Raw genomic sequence first — 18,754 nt, forward strand, 5'->3', positions numbered from 1 at the left:
AGTAGCTCAAAATGTTGTTACCAGACATAAAAGATTAGCAACCGATACAGAAACAGTGATCACAGAAAACTTTGAGTATGATCACCAGAACAGGCTGCTCGTACACAAACATCAGGTGAATTCCAATCCTGTGGAAATCCTCACCCAGAATACATACAATGAACTTTCCCAGCTGGAATCTAAAAAAGTGGGTGGAGTTTCTGTAGGAACTTCACTCCAGCAGATTGATTATAAATACAATATCAGAGGCTGGATGACTAAAATTAATGATCCTGCTAACCTGAATGGGAAACTGTTTGGGTATGAAATAAAATACACTAATCCAGTTAATCCACTCTATGCCACTGCAAGATACAACGGTAATATCGCAGAAATAGACTGGAATACCTCCAACAATAATGTATTGAAAAGATATACCTATGATTACTATGCAGATAATAAACTGAAGTTTGGGCATTATTCCGAACCCTGGGCAACAGCACCTCAAAACAGTTTTTACAGCGAGTATATTATTTATGACCTGAACGGAAATATCACTCAGTTATACCGTAATACTAAGAACTCCACTACTGGAGTCGCGATGCAGATTGATGATCTTACATATATCTACTCAGGAAACAGGCTTTTGAATGTAAAGGATAATGCTCAAAATAATTTAGGATATGTAGGAGGAGGCAATACCATCTCCTATGATGATAATGGGAATATGACAAGTCATCCGGATAAAAAAATATCTTCCATAAAGTATAATTATCTGAATCTGCCCCAGCAGGTTACCCAGGACTCCAAGGCTATTAATTATGTTTATAGGGCGGATGGAACAAAGGTTAAAAAATCAGGAACGGCTGGTTTAGCTACAGATTATCTGGATGGTTTCCAATATACAGAATCGAATTTGAAATTTGTTCCTACTTCAGAAGGGTATTTTAATTTTGAAAATAATAAGTATATTTACAATTACGCAGACCATTTAGGAAATGTACGATTGAGTTATTTCAAAAATGGTACGGGAATAGAAGTTCTTGAGGAGAATAATTATTATCCTTTTGGGTTGAAACATGAAGGGTATAATATATTAGGAGGTAATCCAAGCTATAATTACAAGTACAACGGAAAGGAATTGCAGGAGACGGGAATGTATGATTATGGTGCCAGGATGTATATGCCGGATCTGGGAAGATGGGGTGTAGTAGATCCTCTGGCGGAGAAAATGACTCGTCATAGTCCTTATAATTATGCGTTTAATAATCCTATTAGGTTCATTGACCCAGATGGAAGGGCACCTTTAACAGATTATTTTGGTTTAAGTGGAAATTATTTGGGAACTGACGGTGTTAATAATGGAAAAGTAAGAGTTGCATTAAATTCTACTGAAGAAAGTAGAATTACATCTTCAATTAAAGACGGAAAAGTAACTCTAAATTCTAATGCCTATTCAGATGGTCTAATTGATCTTCCTTCAGATAATTTAATTTCCAGTATGGATGCAGCTTATTCTAATATGGAAGCTAGCGGAATGAATGAGCAAGCGATCGCAGTGGGAGGTAAAAATGGTTTAGAAGGTTTAGCTACTGTTGCTAGTACGAGTAAGGGAAGTGTAAAAACAGGTTTGGCTGAAAATGAACTTACAGGTAAAGGATATGATATAACACACAATATTCATACTCATGGTGCAGTATTGAAATTTGATACAAGTGGAAATGCTATTGTTGGTGGATTTAATCCATCTGGAGCCGATAAATCTGGAGCACTTTTCACTCAACCAAATGCAGTTTTGGGGTATGATGTTGCAACTAATACAAGTAAAATTACAAGTGCAGAAGTTACAAGCGCTCAAAGTACTATTGGGAATTTTGTTCCATTAAACCCAGCTAATTATAACAAAATAATAACTTATTATAATAATTCTGGTTCCGTTCATAGTATGAATTATGGTACTTTTAAAAATAATGTTGAAGTAATAAAAGTAGGAGCTGCAATGATTAATCTTTCAAGACCTAGACCTCAATAATATGAAAAAACTTATTTTATTACTATTTTTATTTTTATTTTCTTTCATTAATGCGCAAGAATTAAATTTGTATTCTTTAATTAATAAAAGTTATTCTATTAACAAAGGAGATTATTCTACTATTAATAATAAGAAATTAACTTTTATCATACCTAAGAATATCTCTTTTTTAAAGACAAATTTTTTTGAGGAAAAATATTCTTTTGAAATAATACCTTTGAAAAATGAAGATGATTTTAAAAATTTTCTTAAATCTCAAAATGATAATACATTTTTATTCGATATGATAATTGATAATATTTATGAAAACTCTTTAGTTGTAACACTAAAAATAATGTCAACTAATTATAAAATGTATTCTGAAGGTTCTTTTCCTTTTTATATTTTTGAAGATGAAAGGAAGGTGCTTCTTAAATACAATAATAAAAGTAAAAAATGGGTTTTCTCTAAAATAATTGAAGTATCAGACGAGCCCCATACTTAACTTGGAGTTGGTAATGGTAATGTAAACCCGATCTCCCGGATTTTATCCGTGATCAGATAGATAAAGCCCACCGCAATAGCAGTGGGTTTTATCTGATTATGAAATCAAAAACGTTTATAATTATGAATAAAAATCATTTCTTAAAATTACAGATGCCAATGATTACTATCCATTTGGGATGAATCACCTCAATACCGGAAATACATTCTTTGGACAGGGTACTTATAAGAACTACAAGTACAACGGAAAGGAATTGCAGGAGACGGGTATGTATGATTATGGAGCAAGATTCTATATGCCTGACTTAGGAAGGTGGTGGATCCGCTGGCGGAGAAAATGACGAGACATAGTCCTTATAACTACGCGTTTAATAATCCAATAAGATTTATTGACCCTGATGGAAGAGCTCCATTAACTGATTATAAACTTCTACAAGGTGGGAAAATTGAAAGAGTAGACAAAGAAGATGGAAGCGAAAAAAATAGTACAGATACTATATATGCTACTGACGAAAAAGGTAACATAAATAAAAGTAAATCTATTACAATCAATAAGGATGTTATAGGCAACAGATTAGATGGAAGGTCAACAATTCGCGAAGGAGATAAATCAAGGATTACGGATTCTTCTGTATATATCTCTACAGATAGGAAGTCAATGAAAAGCTTTTTTTAATTTCATTAAAGATAACGTAAGAAATGAGTTTAGTTTGGCAGGATATAAAAATGTAAAAGACGGAGGAAAAGAAGTTTTTGCAATTTCCACAGAATATAAAAAATCTCAAGAGGGTGTTGGAGGTTATTTAGCCTGGCAAATTTTAAATAATAAAAATATGAAGATGACAGAGTTTACTCATTTACATCCTGGAGGCACACTTGTTCCATCAGGGTTCAATGGTTATGGTTTACCAAAAGAAGGAGACAGAGGAAATAAAATACTTTTTGAAAACGATTTTTACGAAAATAGAACACCTGATAATTTTAAAATAGTTGTACCAAATTCAAACGAAACAATAATTTATGATTCCTACAAATTTGATATTAAAAAATAAGATCATTATAATTTTTTTACTAATAGTATCCTCCTGTAAATCGACAGATAATAATATTAGTAACATTGTAACCGACGAGGCTGAAAAAATGATAGAAAATTCTTCGAAAATTAAAAGTGAAGATGATGTATTATGCCTTTATAGTACAGTCAGAAATAATGATTCTATAGTAGGAATCGCTTATGGTATGCCTACTTTTGAAAAAAATAAATATTATTTAAAAAAAGTTAGTAACACTCCTTTACTTATTGAAAAAAATATCTATTTAAAATATTTCAAAATTGAAAACTTGAATATTTGTAATGAGACTAAATATTTTAGAGGGGAAAATTATTTTCCTAATATTGGAGAACCATATTTTGTCAATATATTTATAAAAAATGGTAAAGTACAAAAAGTAGAAAGGCAAAATATTCCTGAAAAATAACAATGAGTTTAATTATTAAAGCCACTAATCTTGGTGGCTTTAATAGATATAAGTACAACGGCAAAGAGTTGCAAGAGACCGGTATGTATGATTATGGAGCAAGGATATATATGCCAGATTTGGGAAGATGGGGAGTCGTAGATCCGCTTGCGGAGAAGATGAGAAGACACAGTCCTTACAACTATACATTTAATAATCCTATTCGTTTCATTGATCCCGATGGAAGACAAGGGAAAGATATAATTTATCTTATTCGTGATTCTAAGGGAAATGTTACGGAACAATGGAAATATTCTAGTGGGAGTTTCCGACGTTTGGAAAATGGAAAGTTAGGTGCTAAATATGATGGACGAACACATACAGGTAGTCCATCTTTATTTAAATTAGCAGTTGCTTATCGACAAATTGAAAATTCTGGAAATAAAGAATTGAAAGGCATGTTACACACTTTAGAAAATAGTGACAAAACCCATTGGATAGAAAGTGGAAATAGTGGTAGTAAAGTTTTTCAAGATAGAAATGGAGCTGTATTAGGGCATGGTGTTGGAACTCAGACTCTTTATGATTTTAGCAAAGAAAATAGCAAACAGTTTGAAAAACATGAAGGCATACCCGATTCAAATTTATCTACAGTAACTCATGAAATGAGACATCAGTTTGATTATGATCAAAAAAATATGAAAGATAACCCTCGAAACAATGATCCAAAATCTGGAACTGCGGAAGATCCTGTCGAACAAAGAGCTGTTAAGGCTGAAAATGAGGCAAGAAAAATAGAGGAACTACCTACTAGAACAACTTATGGAGGACAAAAAGTTAATCCTAATCCTCCTAATTATATACTTCCTCAATAATTTTTTATGAAAAAAATAATTAAATTTCTTTTTGTTGGTCTCTTTTTTATTATAATTTCATGTAATAAAAAAGTAGAGTTATCGGATGATTTTATTAAAAATCTTTCGAATGTTAATTCGAATATACCGTCACCATATGTACAGTATAATCTTTACTTGAAAACAATGGATAATAATATTTTTGAAACCAACGTTAAATTTTTAAGTGACATATATATAAAATATTATAATAATGATTATAAAGACTTCTATGATTTTTTAAAGATCGCCTTAAAACAAAAGCTTAAAATAAAGAATTCAGTAGCTAATCATTACGAGTATGGAATTTTTAGCGAGAGTTCTAAAATTGTAGAATTATCTAATAAAGAAATAATCAAAAAATATTTTATTATAGGAGAAGATGTGTTTTATTTTTATCCAAAAAATATTTCAATAGAAGAAAAGAAAACAATTCTATACAAAATGTTTTTAGATGGATATTTAATAACATTTGATGACTATGCAGGAAAGTATATTATTAAAAAATATAATTTAAATAAATAGCAACCCAGCTGCGCAAAGTCTCCTGACTTTGAGCAATCAAAATAAAAGAACCTTTGCAAGAGCAAAGGTTTTTTACTTATACCCCCCGCTGGCGTGAGCTTCTAGCTCGTGCCTCCAAATAATATAGAAATTATTGTATTTGTAATGGCCTTATTATTTTGGAAATGTAAAAGTGAGTTTGGTTTCTTCTATTTTTAGAGTCTGGATCAGTGTATGAACTTTTACTAAAAATAAAACCTGACTTCAGTCAGGCTTATATTTAAATACACTTTTCAGGATCATATGTCCTACAGGCACCATTTTCGCGATATTGACATGTTCCGCTCGGACAGCTTTGTCCAGGTTGTGGAACCCATCCTCCTGAGATCGTTTTTAAATCCGATTTTGTTAGTTTTTTGAGATTTTTCATACGTTTAATTTGGTTTTGGTTACTCTACTCTGTAAGCTTTTCGAGGTCCGCTTGTTACGAATTTATAAAAAAGTTTAAATAAAATTACAACTTATGGGAAAATTTTGAAAATAAATTCCGAAAATAAAATAGCTTGATATATAAGGTGTTTGACCTTAAACTGATAAAATCCATCCAAAATTTTGCTTTACCCAACCACCACAAAAATCATAAAACCAACATTTTCATCTCTCACTGAAAAATCGTATTTTTGTACATCTAAAAAAGTAAAAGAACGAATGAATTCCTACAAAAATCCATTGGAAGAGCGCTATTCCAGTGAAGAAATGTTGTTTAATTTCTCACACAATAACAAATTCCGTACCTGGAGAAAGCTTTGGATCGCTTTAGCAGAGATCGAAAAAGACTTAGGCCTTGAAATTACAGACGAGCAGATCGCTGAATTAAAAGCTAATGCTGAAAATATCGATTTCGATAAAGCAGCAGAATACGAAAAGAAATTCCGTCATGATGTAATGGCTCACGTTCACACGTATGGGGATGTAGCGCCTTCAGCAAAAGGAATTATTCACTTGGGAGCTACTTCAGCTTTTGTAGGAGACAATACAGACTTAATTCAGATCCGTGACGGACTTTTAATCCTGAAGAAAAAGTTGGTTAATGTAATGAAAAACTTAGCAGACTTTGCGATTCAGTACAAAGACCTTCCAACATTAGGATTCACACACTTCCAACCGGCTCAGTTAACAACAGTTGGGAAAAGAGCAACCCTTTGGTTACAGAGTTTGGTTCTTGATATCGAAGAATTAGACTTCTTCCTTGAAACACTTCGTTTCAGAGGAGTGAAAGGAACTACAGGAACGGCTGCAAGTTTCCTTGAACTGTTCAACGGAGATTATTCAAAAGTAAAACATTTAGATAAAGAACTTTCAAAAAGATTCGGATTCGAAAAAGTATTCGGAGTTTCAGGACAGACTTATGATAGAAAGATTGACGCTAAAGTAGTAGCTTTATTAGGAAATATCGCTCAATCTGCACATAAATTCACCAACGATTTACGTTTACTTCAAAACCTTAAGGAAATTGAAGAACCATTCGAGAAAAACCAGATCGGTTCATCAGCAATGGCTTATAAGCGTAACCCAATGAGAAGTGAAAGAATCGGGGCATTGGCAAAATACGTAATGTCTCTAACGACAAGTTCTGCAATGGTAGCTTCTACACAATGGTTTGAAAGAACATTAGATGACTCTGCAAACAAGAGATTAACAATTCCTCAGGCGTTCTTAGCGGTGGATGCAATCCTATTGATCTGGAACAACATCATGAACGGAATCGTAGTATATCCGAACAGAATCAACAAACACATCGAAGAAGAACTTCCTTTCATGGCCACAGAATACATCATCATGGAAGAAGTGAAAGCGGGTGGTGACCGTCAGGAAATTCATGAAGTAATCAGAGTTCACTCTATGGAAGCTTCCAAGAAAGTGAAGGAAGAAGGAAAAGAAAACGATCTGATCGAAAGAATCTTAAACGATGATTCTTTAAAATTAGATAAATCAAAATTAAAAGAAGTTTTAGATCCTAAGAACTTTATTGGGTTCGCGCCGATTCAGACAGAAGAATTTGTCAAGAACGAAGTGCAGCCGATTATAGACCAAAATAAAGACCTTATAGGATTAGAAGCTGATCTTAAAGTATAAAACAATGTGCAGCCTTTTGGGCTGCATTTTTTATTTTAAACCCAACCATGAACAGAATCCTTTTATTCATTACAATGATTCCCGTACTTGCTTTTTCTCAGGAGAAAGAAGTTTTAAAATATTTTAAAGCCAAAGACAATTTAGTAGGGGTAAAAAATCAAAAAGGGGAAGTTATTATTCCTGCACAGTTTAAAATGTATTCAGACCTTAAAGACGGTGATCTGGTAGAAGGAGAAACCATTCTTTTTGATGGCGAGAAAAAAGGTGAGAAATCTCAGAAAAATACCTGGGGATATGTCTATGACAGAAAAGGAAACTTTCTGTACACTCCACTTCTATATGACAACGGACCCGATTATTTTGTAGAAGGGCTAAGACGTTTCGTTAAAAATGGAAAGATAGGTTTTGCAGATAGAAACGGAAAAACGGTTATTGAGCCTAAACATGACTTTGTTGCCTCTTTCAATTATGGATACGCCTCATTTTGTGACGGATGTAAAAGGAACGACGATGATGGCTATGTAAAAGTGCCGGGTGAAAAATGGGGAATGATGAATACCAAAGGAGAAACCGTTCAACCTCTTACAAAATATTCTCAGAATGATGTGAAGATTGTTGGAAAATACTATCCGTATCCTTTCCAATACAATGAAAAAGAAAAAAATATTCTTCAGTTTTTTGAAAAGCAGAATAAGCTGCTATCAGATCTTTATTATGTAAACCAGTATAATAAAATCCCTGAAAAAGAAAAAAAACTGTTTTTTGAAATCGTAGAAAGACCCAAAGAAAACTTTCCCTATTATCAGATCAATACTTATGATTACACAAAGTACGACTTGGGGATGCTTTATCGTTTTAAATTTCTGGTTTCAGAAGATGGGAAAACATTTTATGCCATAACAGCCTATAATGAGAAAGGAGTTCCTTTTGAAGAATGGCTGAGAAAAGAAATAGAAGAAGCAACAAAATTTCAAAAAGAACATCCTGATAACCCAAATAAATTCAAAAATAACCAGAATTAAACTTAATGAGAAAAAATATATTCTTATGTATTGTTGCTTTGGCATTTGTGAAGAACTATGCACAAACAGATAAAACAGTTTATTCCATGATAGATGCAGCAGCTCAGAAAGTTGCAGTAGAATCTAAAGCATATTCCGTTTCCGTTGGAATTATTAAAGACGGAAAAGTCTACACCAAGCACTTTGGCGAAATAGACAAAGGAAAAGGAAATAAAGCAGATGATGATACATATTTCTCCATCGCTTCCGTTACCAAGCTTTTTACAGGTCAGTTATTGGCTCAGGCAGTGCTGGAAGGGAAAATAAGCCTTGATGATGATGTACGTAAATACCTCAAAGGATCTTATCCTAACTTAGAATATAATGGAGTTCCTATAAAAGTTCGCAACTTAATTTCTTACGAAACAGCGCTTCCAAGAAATCTTCCTATTGATGATGAATTAAGGAAAAACATGAACGATGAGACCGCTTTTCTTTACGAGAAGCTCAATAAAGGCTATACAAAAGAAGACTTTAAAAAAGATCTGGCCACTGTTACATTAAATATGGAGCCAGGTAAAGAATATAAATACAGCAATTTAAGCCTTGAGTTGACTGGTCTCATGCTTGAAAATATTTACGGAAAAAGCTATGAAACGCTTTTGAAAGAAAATATATTTTCAAAAGCTGGAATGAACCATACCAAACTGGAACTTGGTAAAGATGAAGCTCAGGCCAATGGATATCATGAAAATTATCGTCTGATGCCCGTTTCACAAAGCCTTTTATGGGGCTCAGGTGGATCGAAAACCGAATCTACAATGGGAGATATGGTGAAGTTTTTAAAAAAAGAACTGAATCCACAAGATAAAATAGTACAGGAGTCCCAAAGGAACATTAACAACAGCAAAGAAGGCTGGTATGGATATTTTTGGGATAAATATTGGATTACTGAACATGGTAAAAGAGGATTCAAACATGGTGGATCCTATGGAATAAATACCTTGTTTACGGTATTTCCTGAACTGAATATCGGAATCTGTATAATAGTGAACATCAATGGACCTGAAACATTTACTGCACTTTATAATGGAACGGATAGTTTAGTAGCCGATCTTATTTCAACCTCAGAAAAAAAACAGGTATATGGATATTCCGTAAAGGGAGATAAAATCGTTTTTTCTTACACACACCCGAAAAACCTGAACGGAAACCTTATCAATACTGTTGCTGTAACAGGAAGTTTCAATAATTGGGATCCTGAAAATAAAGAATATCAGATGATAAAAAAGGATAAAAACCTTTATGAATTGGAGGTTCCTGTATCCCATTTTGAAAAAGGAAAAACCTATTCTTTTAAATTGGTATTGAATAAAGAAGAATGGATAGGAGCCTCTAAAAATGCATCCAATAACGATGGTACCAAAGATCATAATCTGACATTGGTATTATAAGAAAAAGATTGAGGAAAAAGAAAGTAAAAAGAGTAAATTTGTACTCAATAATATAGAGCGGATGATAACGCTTAAAGTAGGATTAATACAGAAAGGATAATAAGCCACAATCTGATATGGATTCTCCGAAACCCAGAAAAGTAAAAGAAAAATAAATCTAATATTAAAATCTGACATCTAATGTCTAATAACAAAAGAATTTTCGTAGAAAAAAGAGGAATTTTCGATGTTGAAAGTCCAAAAATTTTTGATGAAGTAAAAGCAGTTGTTCCGGCAATTCAAAGTGTGAAAGTATACAATGTGTATGATATTTTCAACCTGAATGACGGGGAATTTGAAAAAGTAGTAAACAATACTTTTGTAGACCCTGTTACTGATATTTTACATACAGAAAACCCTGCAAAAAGCATCCACTTCGGAATGGAGTTCCTGCCTGGTCAGTATGATCAGAGAGCAGATTCTGCACAGCAGTGTATTGCTTTACTGACAGAAAATGAAAAATCAAAAGTAAGAAGTGGAAAGCTGATCGAATTCGTAGGAGTTTCAGAAGCTGATTTGGTGAAAATCAAAGACCTTTTGATCAATAAAGTAGAATCTCAGGAAAAAGACCTTTCTGTGTTGGATATTCCTGCTGATGAAACACCTTCAAAAGTATTAATCCACGAAAATTTCATCAATTTTAACGATGCTGAACTTGAAAACTTCTATAACAATCACGGTTTTGCATTAGGATTAGATGACCTGAAGTTTATTCAGGAATATTTTAAAACAGAAGAAAGAAACCCTACAGAAACAGAACTCAAAGTATTAGACACCTACTGGAGCGATCACTGTCGTCACACGACTTTCGAAACAGAATTGTCAGACATTCAGTTTGAAGGGAAATTCAAACATACATTGGAAACCATTTTCAATGACTATATCGAAAAAAGAAAATTCTTAGGCCGTGAGCTGAAGCCTATTTCCTTAATGGATTTAGCAACAGTTTGTGGTAAATTTTTCCATAAAACAGGCAACCTTGACAACCTTGTTATCTCTGATGAGATCAATGCCTGTACCATTCAGATTGAAGCTGAATACGATGGTAAAAAAGAACCTTGGTATTTACTATTCAAAAACGAAACACACAACCACCCAACAGAAATTGAGCCTTTCGGAGGAGCATCTACCTGTTTAGGAGGAGCGATCAGAGACCCTTTATCAGGAAGATCTTTCGTATTCCAGGCAATGAGATTAACGGGAGCTGCAGATGTTTTAGAATCGGTAGACAAAACATTACCAGGAAAATTGCCTCAGAAAACCATTACAAAACAGGCTGCCAACGGATATTCATCTTACGGAAACCAGATTGGTCTTGCAACTACGATGGTGTCTGAAATTTATGATGAAGGCTATAAAGCCAAAAGAATGGAAGTAGGTTTTGTTACCGGAGCCGTTCCTGTAGACTGGGTAAGACGTGAGAAGCCTGCGAATGGTGACTCTATCATTATTTTAGGAGGGGCTACAGGCCGTGATGGAGTAGGCGGAGCAAGCGGAAGTTCAAAAGAACAGGATGAGACTTCTATTCATACTATGAGTTCCGAAGTTCAGAAAGGAAATGCGGTAGAAGAACGTAAGATCCAGAGGTTATTCAGAAATCCTGAACTGACAAGATTAATCAAGAAATCAAACGATTTTGGTGCAGGAGGTGTTTCTGTAGCTATTGGTGAAATTGCAGACTCTTTAGAAGTAAACCTTGATGTATTACCATTAAAATATGAAGGGTTAAACGGGACAGAATTAGCCATCTCTGAGTCTCAGGAAAGAATGGCGGTCGTAGTAGATCCAAAAGACAAAGAAAAGTTCATCAAATTCTGTGAAGCTGAAAACATTGTTGCTGTAGAAGTAGCAAAAGTAACAGATTCAGGAAGAATGCAGATGTTCTGGAAAGGAGATAAAATTGTAGACCTTTCAAGAGCATTCCTTGATACCAACGGATGTTCAAAATCTCAGGAGGTGAAAATCAACCATCTTGAAGAAGTAAAGACAGAAACTAAGGTATTCAACGAAGAAAACTTCGTGAATATTTTAAAAGATAAAAACGTAGCTTCCCAAAAAGGATTATTGGAAATGTTCGACTCTTCAGTAGGAGGAACAACCGTTGCAATGCCTTTAGGTGGAAAATACCAGCAGACCCTAATGGAAGGAAGTGTGCAGACATTACCGATCTTAGGAGCTAAAGATATCAAAACTGTGTCCCTGGCAAGCTGGGGATTCGATGCTGAAATCTCAAAACAGAACTCATTATTGGGGTCATCTTACGCTGTTGTAGAAAGTGTGGCGAAGATTGTTGCAATGGGAGGTGATTATAAAAACATCAGATTAAGCTTCCAGGAATATTTCGAAAAACTAGGTCAGGCTCCTGAAAAATGGGGTAAACCTTTAGCTTCACTTCTTGGTGCTTATGATGCACAGATCAACCTTGGATTGGCAGCAATCGGTGGTAAAGATTCTATGAGTGGAACCTATCAGGATCTGAATGTTCCGCCAACATTAATTTCTTTTGCATGCGCTAACGGAGAAAAGCAAAATATCATTTCCCCTGAATTTAAAACAGCAGGAAACAAAGTATATTTCTTCAACCATATCGCTCAGGAAAACGGTCTTCCAAACTATGATGCTTTAAAAGATGTTTATGAATTCATTTTTGAAAACATCAAGTCAGGAAAAATTGTTTCTGTAAAAACAGTAAAAGATGGTGGTATTGCAGTAGCATTGGCAAAAATGAGTTTCGGAAACAGATTGGGAGCTGAAATCAACGCTGATGAAAATACTTTATTAGCTAAAAACATCGGTAGCTTAATCATCGAAGCTAAAGAAGAACTAAACAATGCATCTCTTCAGATAATAGGAGAAGTAAAAGATTCTGGTATTTTAAAGATCAATGGTCTTGAGTTCAGCATCTTGAATCTTGTGTCTGCTTACACAGGTACATTCGAAAACCTTTTCCCAACAACAGAAAAAGAAAAGATTACGGTTGAAATTGATGAAAAATCAAACTCAATCAACCCAAGAAATATTATTATCAAAAAACACGGAATTGCACAGCCTAAAGTATTTGCTCCGGTGTTCCCGGGAACAAACTGTGAGTATGATACCTTAAACGCATTCCAGAAAGAAGGGGCTGTAGTAAGCAGCTTACCTTTGATCAATATCAGCCACCAATTATTGGATGAAAGTATTGATGCATGGGTAGAAGAAATAAAAACTTCTCAAATCTTAGCCTTCTCAGGAGGTTTCTCTGCAGGTGATGAGCCGGATGGTTCTGCTAAGTTCATTGTCAACGTTTTAAAGAACGAGAAGATGAGAAATGCAGTTCACGAATTACTAGACAGAGACGGGATGATTATTGGAATCTGTAACGGGTTCCAGGCTTTGGTTAAATCCGGATTATTACCTTACGGAAGAATTAAAGATTTAGATGAAAACTCTCCAACATTGGCTCATAACGCTATCAGAAGACACATCTCTCAGATGGTAACGGTAAAAGTAGTGAACGATGAAAGCCCATGGTTAAAAGGAATGAAAGGGCAGACTTTCACCATTCCTATTTCTCACGGTGAAGGACGCTTCATAGCCTCAGAAGAAGAGATCAAGAAGTTATATGAAAACGGACAGATTGCAACACAGTACATCGATTTCGATGGAAACATTGCCCACGGAATGCCATTTAACCCTAACAATTCATTATTTGGAATTGAAGGCGTTACCAGCCCATGTGGAAAGATCTACGGAAGAATGGGACACCCGGAAAGATTTACGGAAGGTCTCATGAGAAATATACCAACCGCGAATTATCACAATATATTCAAAAACGGTGTAGAATACTTCAAGTAAAAAATCAACCTCATAGAATTTCAATATCTATGAGGTTTTTTTTTACTATTTAATCAATAAGTTTATATTTTTGTACCATTACAATTAGAAAAAACAAAACGATAACCGATGAACGAAGAACATTCTTCTGAGCCCCAAAAAGAAATCAAAAGAATAGACGCCCATTACATCTCGCACGAGATACAGCACCTTTTACATTTTGATAAAGGCTTTCCTTTTACTTTTAAAGAAGTTTTGATACGCCCGGGAAAAGCCGTAAGAGAATATCTTAGAGAAAACCGTGAAAAATATGTAAAACCAATCGTGTTTTTAGTTTTCGCAGCAGTTCTTTATACTTTCATTATTCATTTATTGCATATTGACGTTCTCATATTTAATATAAAAGGATTTGAGGAAACGAAACAATGGGAAAATAATATAAATACCGAAGCTATCAATAGCTGGATAGATTCTCATCTTGCATATTCTGCTTTGATTATTGGATTTTTTATGGCTTTGTGGACAAAAATATTCTTTTACAAAAAGGGATATAACTTATTTGAAATCTTCGTATTACTATCCTATATTTTTGGTGTGTTTTTTATTTCACTTCTATTCTTTCTATTGCTCACAAAGCTTACTGGCTTGTTGATGATCACCCAAATTGGGGTGTTTTTGCTTCAGATTTACTTTGTATGTGCAATAGGGCAGTTTTTTGGAGAAAAAGTCTTTTTAAATTACGTTAAAAGTTTAATTTGTTTATTTTTAGGAGTTGTTACCTACAAATACACTTTGATTTTATTGGCTTACCTGATCCATCTTTTTTAAGTGAAATCTATTGTAATAGAAAAGGCTATCACATTTTAGGAATCATCATATATCATTAAAAATGAAATTGAATACCTCGAATAACAATACAGGGAAAATGATTGTCATCCATGGTGATCATTTTTCATCTTTAGAAGGATTTTATGAAGAAGTTTCCAATGTTTTAATGAAAGACACAGATTGGAAAGTCGGAACCTTAGATGGTTTTGATGATATTCTCTATGGTGGTTTCGGAATCTTTGAAAATAAAGAAGAAATTGAAATTATCTGGAAAGAATCACAAAAATCAAAAGAAGATTTAGGGCTTAAAGCCACTCAGGAGTTCTACAAAAACAAGATCCGACATGGAAAACCTTTTAATATTGAATTAGCCCAACAAAAATTAAATGATTTACTGGAAGGAAAAGGGCAGACATTGTTTGGTATTCTGATAGAAATTATCGAATCACATACAAATATCACTTTGACGTTAGATTAATAAGCAATAAGCAATAAGCAATAAGCAATAAGCATAAGCAATAAGCAATGAGTGGGAATTTTAGATATTAATGACACGTATTATTTTCAAAGCTTGCCACCTCGCTTCATCGAATCAACTTGTTGATTGCATCTTTGCTTCCTAAAATATACACTATAAGAATAAAACCTTTGCGTTAAAAATATATTTAAGTCCCTTTTCTTAATTCCTTAAAGATCCTTATGATTCAAAATTTTCTTACTACAATTTTACATTTAAAAAATCTCACAGATTAAGTGGATTTCGCAGATTTTTATCTTACTTTGAAGAATAATTGAAAAGCTTTACTGTAAAAGTAACAATCAAAAAACAAAAGAATTAATTGAATGAAGAAAATAGTATATGGGTTGTTCTTCGGAGACAGTATAACGTACGGAGAATATGATGGTGTTTTTGGAGGCTGGGTAGATATTTTAAAAAGATATGCCCTTCAAAAATTCCATGAAGGAAATGGGGATGAACTGATTTTATTCAATTTAGGAATCGGTGGCGAAACCACAGAAGGGTTATTGAAGCGAATGCCTGTAGAATTAAGGGCAAGAAATTCTACCGATGGAAATCTGGTTTTCATCAGTTATGGGGCGAATGATCTTGCTATAAAAGAAGGAATGCAGATCGTGAATCCTGAAAAATTTAAATATAATATCATCACAGCGGTTCAGCATGCCCAGGAGTTTTCTAATGACATTTATCTGGTAAGCATTCTTCCTATATCTAAAAATATAGATGGAGTAGTGGTTAGTTCAGGGAAACTCAGATCAAACGAGGAAGTGATCACTTACAACGGGATCCTTAAGGATATTGCAAAAGAATATTCCTTGACCTATATTGATTTTCATTCAGCTTTGTTTGAGGATAAAGAAGTTCTGCTTTCCGCAGATGGGGTTCACCCCAATGAGAAAGGCTATGGAATGATGGCCGAAATAGCAATTCCAATCATTGAAAAATATCTGTAATACCTTTTGTATGTTGCTGTATCATCCGAAAGATAAGATGCAGAGATTACTGTTTGGTTAGCAACAGAAAAAGGTAATAAATAGTCGAATATCAACATCAATAAACGGGCTTTAGCCCGTTTTATATTTTAAAGACCTATCCATTGGCTTGAGCCAAAACATAAAATATCATTTCATTCCCTATTCTCGGCATTATTCATTCTAAAATTCTCTCCTGACAAACAGTTGTCACAACTTCCCTCTATCTTTGACTTACAACAAAAAATCAAACAATGAACAACGTAAAAGTGGAACCTTTTAAGATAATCGGAATTGCAGTAAGAACAACCAATGAGAATGAACAGGCAGCCAAAGATATTCCGGTATTATGGGAGAAATTTATGAAAGAAAATGTACTGGAGAATATCCCACACAAAATGGATACTACTGTTTATTCAATCTATACAGAGTATGAAAAAGACCATACAAAACCTTATACTACGCTGTTAGGATGCAAAGTAGAAAATCTTGATCATATTCCGGAGGGAATGGTCGGAAAGTCTTTTGATGGCGGAGATTATGTGAAATTTTCCCCAAAAGGAAATCTGGCAGAAGGGTTGGTGATTAATGAATGGTTTAAAATCTGGGATATGGATCTGGGCAGAGCCTTTACCGCTGATTTTGAAATATATGGGGAAAAAGCACAAAATCCATCCGATGCAGAAGTAGATATTTTGATTGCCGTGAAATAAAACTCAGAAAAACTAAGCCTCCTGTCTTGATAAACTTTTGAATTGAAGACGTAATATTCCCCTCCTCCGGAGGGGTGTCAAATTAAAGATTTGGCGGGGTGGTCAAACAATATACTTCCAATATACAAGAACCCCAATAATAGCAGAAGCAATGGCTACTAGAATAACCGCTCCGGCTGCAATATCCTTAATAAAGCCAATTCTTTTATCAAAATCCGGTTGAATGATATCACATATCTTTTCTATGGCTGTATTGAAAATTTCAGCACTTAAAACGGCTACAGAAGCTATGAGAATAAGGGCTGCGTCGGTTGAAGTAAGTCTTAAATAGAAAATAAGGAACAGGTTAATGAAAAAAGCCACAAGCTCAATCTGAAAATTTCTTTCCGTTTTGATCATCATAAAAACACCCCGGAAAGCATTCAGAAAACTTTTATGAAGAGTAGGTTTTTGCATGTTCCTTTACTTTTTTGAACAAATATAGCTTTTGTATTTTGATTGTTGCAGTTAATCTGTTATATTTGGAAAACTAAGATTACAATATATTCAGCAGTCAATATTTTGATACAAAATATACCGCTATGGAAACCAGAACGTAATATCGGATCTGAAACCCCATTGACGATCTTTGTTAAAAACTCGTCGGGAATATTCTTTTCTTTGTTGTATGTATTTATTATATTTGTAGAAACTTATTTTATAAATCTATGAAATTTATTATTTCAAGTGGTGAACTGCAGAAGGCGTTGCAAACTGTAAGTGGCGTAATATCAAGCTCTCAATCGAGACCGATTTTAGAAAACTATCTTTTTGAATTAGACGGAAATAATGTTACCATTACAGCATCTGACGGCGAGACAACTCTTGTAACTTCTCTGGAAGTAAAGTCTGATGATTCAGGTAAATTTGCTGTTCCTGCTAAAATTTTTCAGGATTTTATCAAGACATATGGAGAACAGCCTTTAACATTTGTTGTAAAGGACAATGCGGAAGGAACTGGAAGCCAGCTTGAGATTTTAGATGAAAAAGATAATTTCGCAGTAGCATTAGATAATGCCGATGACTATCCCGAATTGCCAGAATTCGACGCTTCTCAAAGTGTTGTAATGCCGGCTGGAGTTTTGTCCGAAGCTTTAACCAATACATTATTTGCCACCAGTAACGATTCACTTCGTCCGGTAATGACAGGAGTATTATTCCAGTTTACAGAAAACGAAACCAATTTCGTTTCTACAGACTCTCACAGACTTGTTGTTTACAAAAGGTCAGACCTGATGAATGCTGAGCCAATGGAGTTTATCATGCCTAAAAAACCATTGAATATTTTCAAAAATATTCTGGCAAGTTCTAATGAAGACGTAAAAATCGACTTCAATGAGAACATGGCTAAATTTACCTTTGATAAACATATCTGGATCTGTAGACTGATCGATGGTAAATATCCAAACTATACAGCGGTAATCCCTAAAGAAAACCCGAATGTGCTGACAATTAACAGAAACCTTTTATTGGGAGCAATCAAGAGAGCGTCTATCATGTCTAATAAATCTACCAACCAGGTAAGATTCAAACTTTCAGGAAATATTCTTCACCTTCATGCAGAAGATACTGAATATGCAAATAAAGCAGACATGCAGATTCCTTGTGATTATAATGGAGAAGATATCAATATCGGATTCAGCTCTAAGTTCTTAACGGAAATGTTGACGATATTAGGTTCTGACGATATTACAATGAAAATGTCTCAGCCTAACAGACCAGGAATCATTGAACCACTTGATGGTCTTGAAGAAAACGAAAATATCTTAATGTTATCAATGCCGGTAATAGGATTGTAAGATTAAAATAACAAATACAAAAAGCTGGAGTAATCCAGCTTTTTTTGTTTGTTATAGTCAAAATATTGAACCGTTAAGAAATATGAAGA

The 18,754-nt window shown here is 34.1% G+C and carries 18 protein-coding genes and 1 pseudogene; 17 read left to right on the top strand and 2 right to left on the bottom strand.

Translation table 11 applies throughout. The features are described 5' to 3' along the window. The 8 genes and pseudogenes from DRF65_RS17875 to DRF65_RS17905 all read left to right on the top strand — a co-directional run. The coding region (locus tag DRF65_RS17875; protein ID WP_133297836.1) for an RHS repeat domain-containing protein at nt 1-2,011 on the top strand (2,011 nt) is incomplete at its 5' end. A gap of 1 nt (nt 2,012) precedes the next feature. Continuing rightward, entirely contained in the window at nt 2,013-2,495 is a 483-nt protein-coding gene (locus DRF65_RS17880) for a hypothetical protein (protein WP_115972113.1), read from the top strand. Between the two features lie 178 nt (nt 2,496-2,673). After that, nucleotides 2,674-2,835 (top strand): RHS repeat-associated core domain-containing protein, encoded by a 162-nt coding sequence (locus tag DRF65_RS29170; protein WP_317126198.1) that lies wholly within the window; start codon nt 2,674-2,676, stop codon nt 2,833-2,835. Beyond that, nucleotides 2,832-3,170, top strand: a complete 339-nt coding sequence (locus DRF65_RS29175; RefSeq protein ID WP_165852262.1) for a hypothetical protein — start codon at nt 2,832-2,834, stop codon at nt 3,168-3,170. Before DRF65_RS29170 ends, DRF65_RS29175 begins: the two co-directional genes overlap by 4 nt. Before the next feature lie 34 nt (nt 3,171-3,204). Next, entirely contained in the window at nt 3,205-3,546 is a 342-nt protein-coding gene (locus DRF65_RS17890) for a hypothetical protein (RefSeq protein ID WP_165852263.1), read from the top strand. Between the two features lie 88 nt (nt 3,547-3,634). Next, nucleotides 3,635-3,973, top strand: a complete 339-nt coding sequence (locus DRF65_RS17895) for a hypothetical protein (RefSeq protein ID WP_165852264.1) — start codon at nt 3,635-3,637, stop codon at nt 3,971-3,973. Between the two features lie 44 nt (nt 3,974-4,017). Further along, nucleotides 4,018-4,201 (top strand): annotated as a pseudogene (locus DRF65_RS17900) (RHS repeat-associated core domain-containing protein); the annotation flags it as partial. A gap of 632 nt (nt 4,202-4,833) precedes the next feature. Beyond that, nucleotides 4,834-5,370 carry a hypothetical protein gene (locus DRF65_RS17905; protein ID WP_115972116.1) on the top strand — a complete coding sequence of 179 codons (537 nt, stop codon included), beginning with the start codon at nt 4,834-4,836 and terminating at the stop codon, nt 5,368-5,370. Nucleotides 5,371-5,629: 259 nt separating this feature from the next. Here the strand turns inward: DRF65_RS17905 and DRF65_RS28295 are convergent, their stop codons facing one another. Beyond that, complete coding sequence (locus tag DRF65_RS28295; RefSeq protein WP_123947379.1) at nt 5,630-5,779, bottom strand: bacteriocin-like protein; 150 nt, start codon at nt 5,777-5,779, stop codon at nt 5,630-5,632. A gap of 278 nt (nt 5,780-6,057) precedes the next feature. Between DRF65_RS28295 and purB the strand changes: the two genes are divergently transcribed. The 8 genes from purB (at nt 6,058) to DRF65_RS17950 (ending at nt 16,827) form a co-directional block, all read left to right on the top strand. Then, nucleotides 6,058-7,485: an adenylosuccinate lyase gene (gene purB / locus DRF65_RS17910; RefSeq protein ID WP_047096071.1), complete on the top strand. Its 1,428-nt coding sequence runs from the start codon at nt 6,058-6,060 to the stop codon at nt 7,483-7,485. A 47-nt stretch (nt 7,486-7,532) separates the two neighbouring features. Further along, nucleotides 7,533-8,507: a WG repeat-containing protein gene (locus DRF65_RS17915; protein ID WP_115972117.1), complete on the top strand. Its 975-nt coding sequence runs from the start codon at nt 7,533-7,535 to the stop codon at nt 8,505-8,507. 5 nt (nt 8,508-8,512) lie between these two features. Next, on the top strand, nt 8,513-9,940 hold the full coding sequence (locus tag DRF65_RS17920; protein WP_115972118.1) for a serine hydrolase: 1,428 nt from the start codon (nt 8,513-8,515) through the stop codon (nt 9,938-9,940). A 180-nt stretch (nt 9,941-10,120) separates the two neighbouring features. Then, nucleotides 10,121-13,816 carry a phosphoribosylformylglycinamidine synthase gene (locus DRF65_RS17930; RefSeq protein ID WP_115972120.1) on the top strand — a complete coding sequence of 1,232 codons (3,696 nt, stop codon included), beginning with the start codon at nt 10,121-10,123 and terminating at the stop codon, nt 13,814-13,816. A gap of 108 nt (nt 13,817-13,924) precedes the next feature. Next, nucleotides 13,925-14,623 carry a DUF3667 domain-containing protein gene (locus DRF65_RS17935; RefSeq protein WP_115972121.1) on the top strand — a complete coding sequence of 233 codons (699 nt, stop codon included), beginning with the start codon at nt 13,925-13,927 and terminating at the stop codon, nt 14,621-14,623. A gap of 61 nt (nt 14,624-14,684) precedes the next feature. Beyond that, nucleotides 14,685-15,101 (top strand): ribonuclease inhibitor, encoded by a 417-nt coding sequence (locus DRF65_RS17940; protein WP_115972122.1) that lies wholly within the window; start codon nt 14,685-14,687, stop codon nt 15,099-15,101. 365 nt (nt 15,102-15,466) lie between these two features. Continuing rightward, the gene (locus DRF65_RS17945; protein ID WP_115972123.1) at nt 15,467-16,096 is read left to right on the top strand and encodes an SGNH/GDSL hydrolase family protein; all 630 of its coding nucleotides are present in this window, start codon (nt 15,467-15,469) and stop codon (nt 16,094-16,096) included. 272 nt (nt 16,097-16,368) lie between these two features. Next, nucleotides 16,369-16,827, top strand: coding sequence for a GyrI-like domain-containing protein (locus DRF65_RS17950; protein ID WP_115972124.1), 459 nt, complete (start codon nt 16,369-16,371; stop codon nt 16,825-16,827). A gap of 102 nt (nt 16,828-16,929) precedes the next feature. Here the strand turns inward: DRF65_RS17950 and DRF65_RS17955 are convergent, their stop codons facing one another. Beyond that, nucleotides 16,930-17,283 (bottom strand): diacylglycerol kinase family protein, encoded by a 354-nt coding sequence (locus DRF65_RS17955; protein ID WP_115972125.1) that lies wholly within the window; start codon nt 17,281-17,283, stop codon nt 16,930-16,932. A gap of 251 nt (nt 17,284-17,534) precedes the next feature. Here DRF65_RS17955 and dnaN point away from each other — a divergent pair, with 251 nt between their 5' ends. Then, nucleotides 17,535-18,665, top strand: a complete 1,131-nt coding sequence (gene dnaN, locus DRF65_RS17960) for a DNA polymerase III subunit beta (protein ID WP_115972126.1) — start codon at nt 17,535-17,537, stop codon at nt 18,663-18,665. Nucleotides 18,666-18,754: the final 89 nt, after the last annotated feature.

It is taken from the genome of Chryseobacterium pennae, from assembly GCF_003385515.1.
Taxonomy (GTDB): Bacteria; Bacteroidota; Bacteroidia; order Flavobacteriales; family Weeksellaceae; genus Chryseobacterium; species Chryseobacterium pennae.

What these genes read in the sequence shown, in the direction of transcription:
- DRF65_RS17880 (WP_115972113.1), top strand. Translation starts at nt 2,013, where the DNA reads ATGAAAAAACTTATTTTATTACTATTTTTATTTTTATTTTCTTTCATT.
- DRF65_RS29170 (WP_317126198.1), top strand. Translation starts at nt 2,674, where the DNA reads ATGAATCACCTCAATACCGGAAATACATTCTTTGGACAGGGTACTTAT.
- DRF65_RS29175 (WP_165852262.1), top strand. Translation starts at nt 2,832, where the DNA reads ATGACGAGACATAGTCCTTATAACTACGCGTTTAATAATCCAATAAGA.
- DRF65_RS17895 (WP_165852264.1), top strand. Translation starts at nt 3,635, where the DNA reads ATGATAGAAAATTCTTCGAAAATTAAAAGTGAAGATGATGTATTATGC.
- DRF65_RS17905 (WP_115972116.1), top strand. Translation starts at nt 4,834, where the DNA reads ATGAAAAAAATAATTAAATTTCTTTTTGTTGGTCTCTTTTTTATTATA.
- DRF65_RS28295 (WP_123947379.1), bottom strand. Translation starts at nt 5,779, where the DNA reads ATGAAAAATCTCAAAAAACTAACAAAATCGGATTTAAAAACGATCTCA.
- purB (WP_047096071.1), top strand. Translation starts at nt 6,058, where the DNA reads ATGAATTCCTACAAAAATCCATTGGAAGAGCGCTATTCCAGTGAAGAA.
- DRF65_RS17915 (WP_115972117.1), top strand. Translation starts at nt 7,533, where the DNA reads ATGAACAGAATCCTTTTATTCATTACAATGATTCCCGTACTTGCTTTT.
- DRF65_RS17920 (WP_115972118.1), top strand. Translation starts at nt 8,513, where the DNA reads ATGAGAAAAAATATATTCTTATGTATTGTTGCTTTGGCATTTGTGAAG.
- DRF65_RS17930 (WP_115972120.1), top strand. Translation starts at nt 10,121, where the DNA reads ATGTCTAATAACAAAAGAATTTTCGTAGAAAAAAGAGGAATTTTCGAT.
- DRF65_RS17935 (WP_115972121.1), top strand. Translation starts at nt 13,925, where the DNA reads ATGAACGAAGAACATTCTTCTGAGCCCCAAAAAGAAATCAAAAGAATA.
- DRF65_RS17940 (WP_115972122.1), top strand. Translation starts at nt 14,685, where the DNA reads ATGAAATTGAATACCTCGAATAACAATACAGGGAAAATGATTGTCATC.
- DRF65_RS17945 (WP_115972123.1), top strand. Translation starts at nt 15,467, where the DNA reads ATGAAGAAAATAGTATATGGGTTGTTCTTCGGAGACAGTATAACGTAC.
- DRF65_RS17950 (WP_115972124.1), top strand. Translation starts at nt 16,369, where the DNA reads ATGAACAACGTAAAAGTGGAACCTTTTAAGATAATCGGAATTGCAGTA.
- DRF65_RS17955 (WP_115972125.1), bottom strand. Translation starts at nt 17,283, where the DNA reads ATGCAAAAACCTACTCTTCATAAAAGTTTTCTGAATGCTTTCCGGGGT.
- dnaN (WP_115972126.1), top strand. Translation starts at nt 17,535, where the DNA reads ATGAAATTTATTATTTCAAGTGGTGAACTGCAGAAGGCGTTGCAAACT.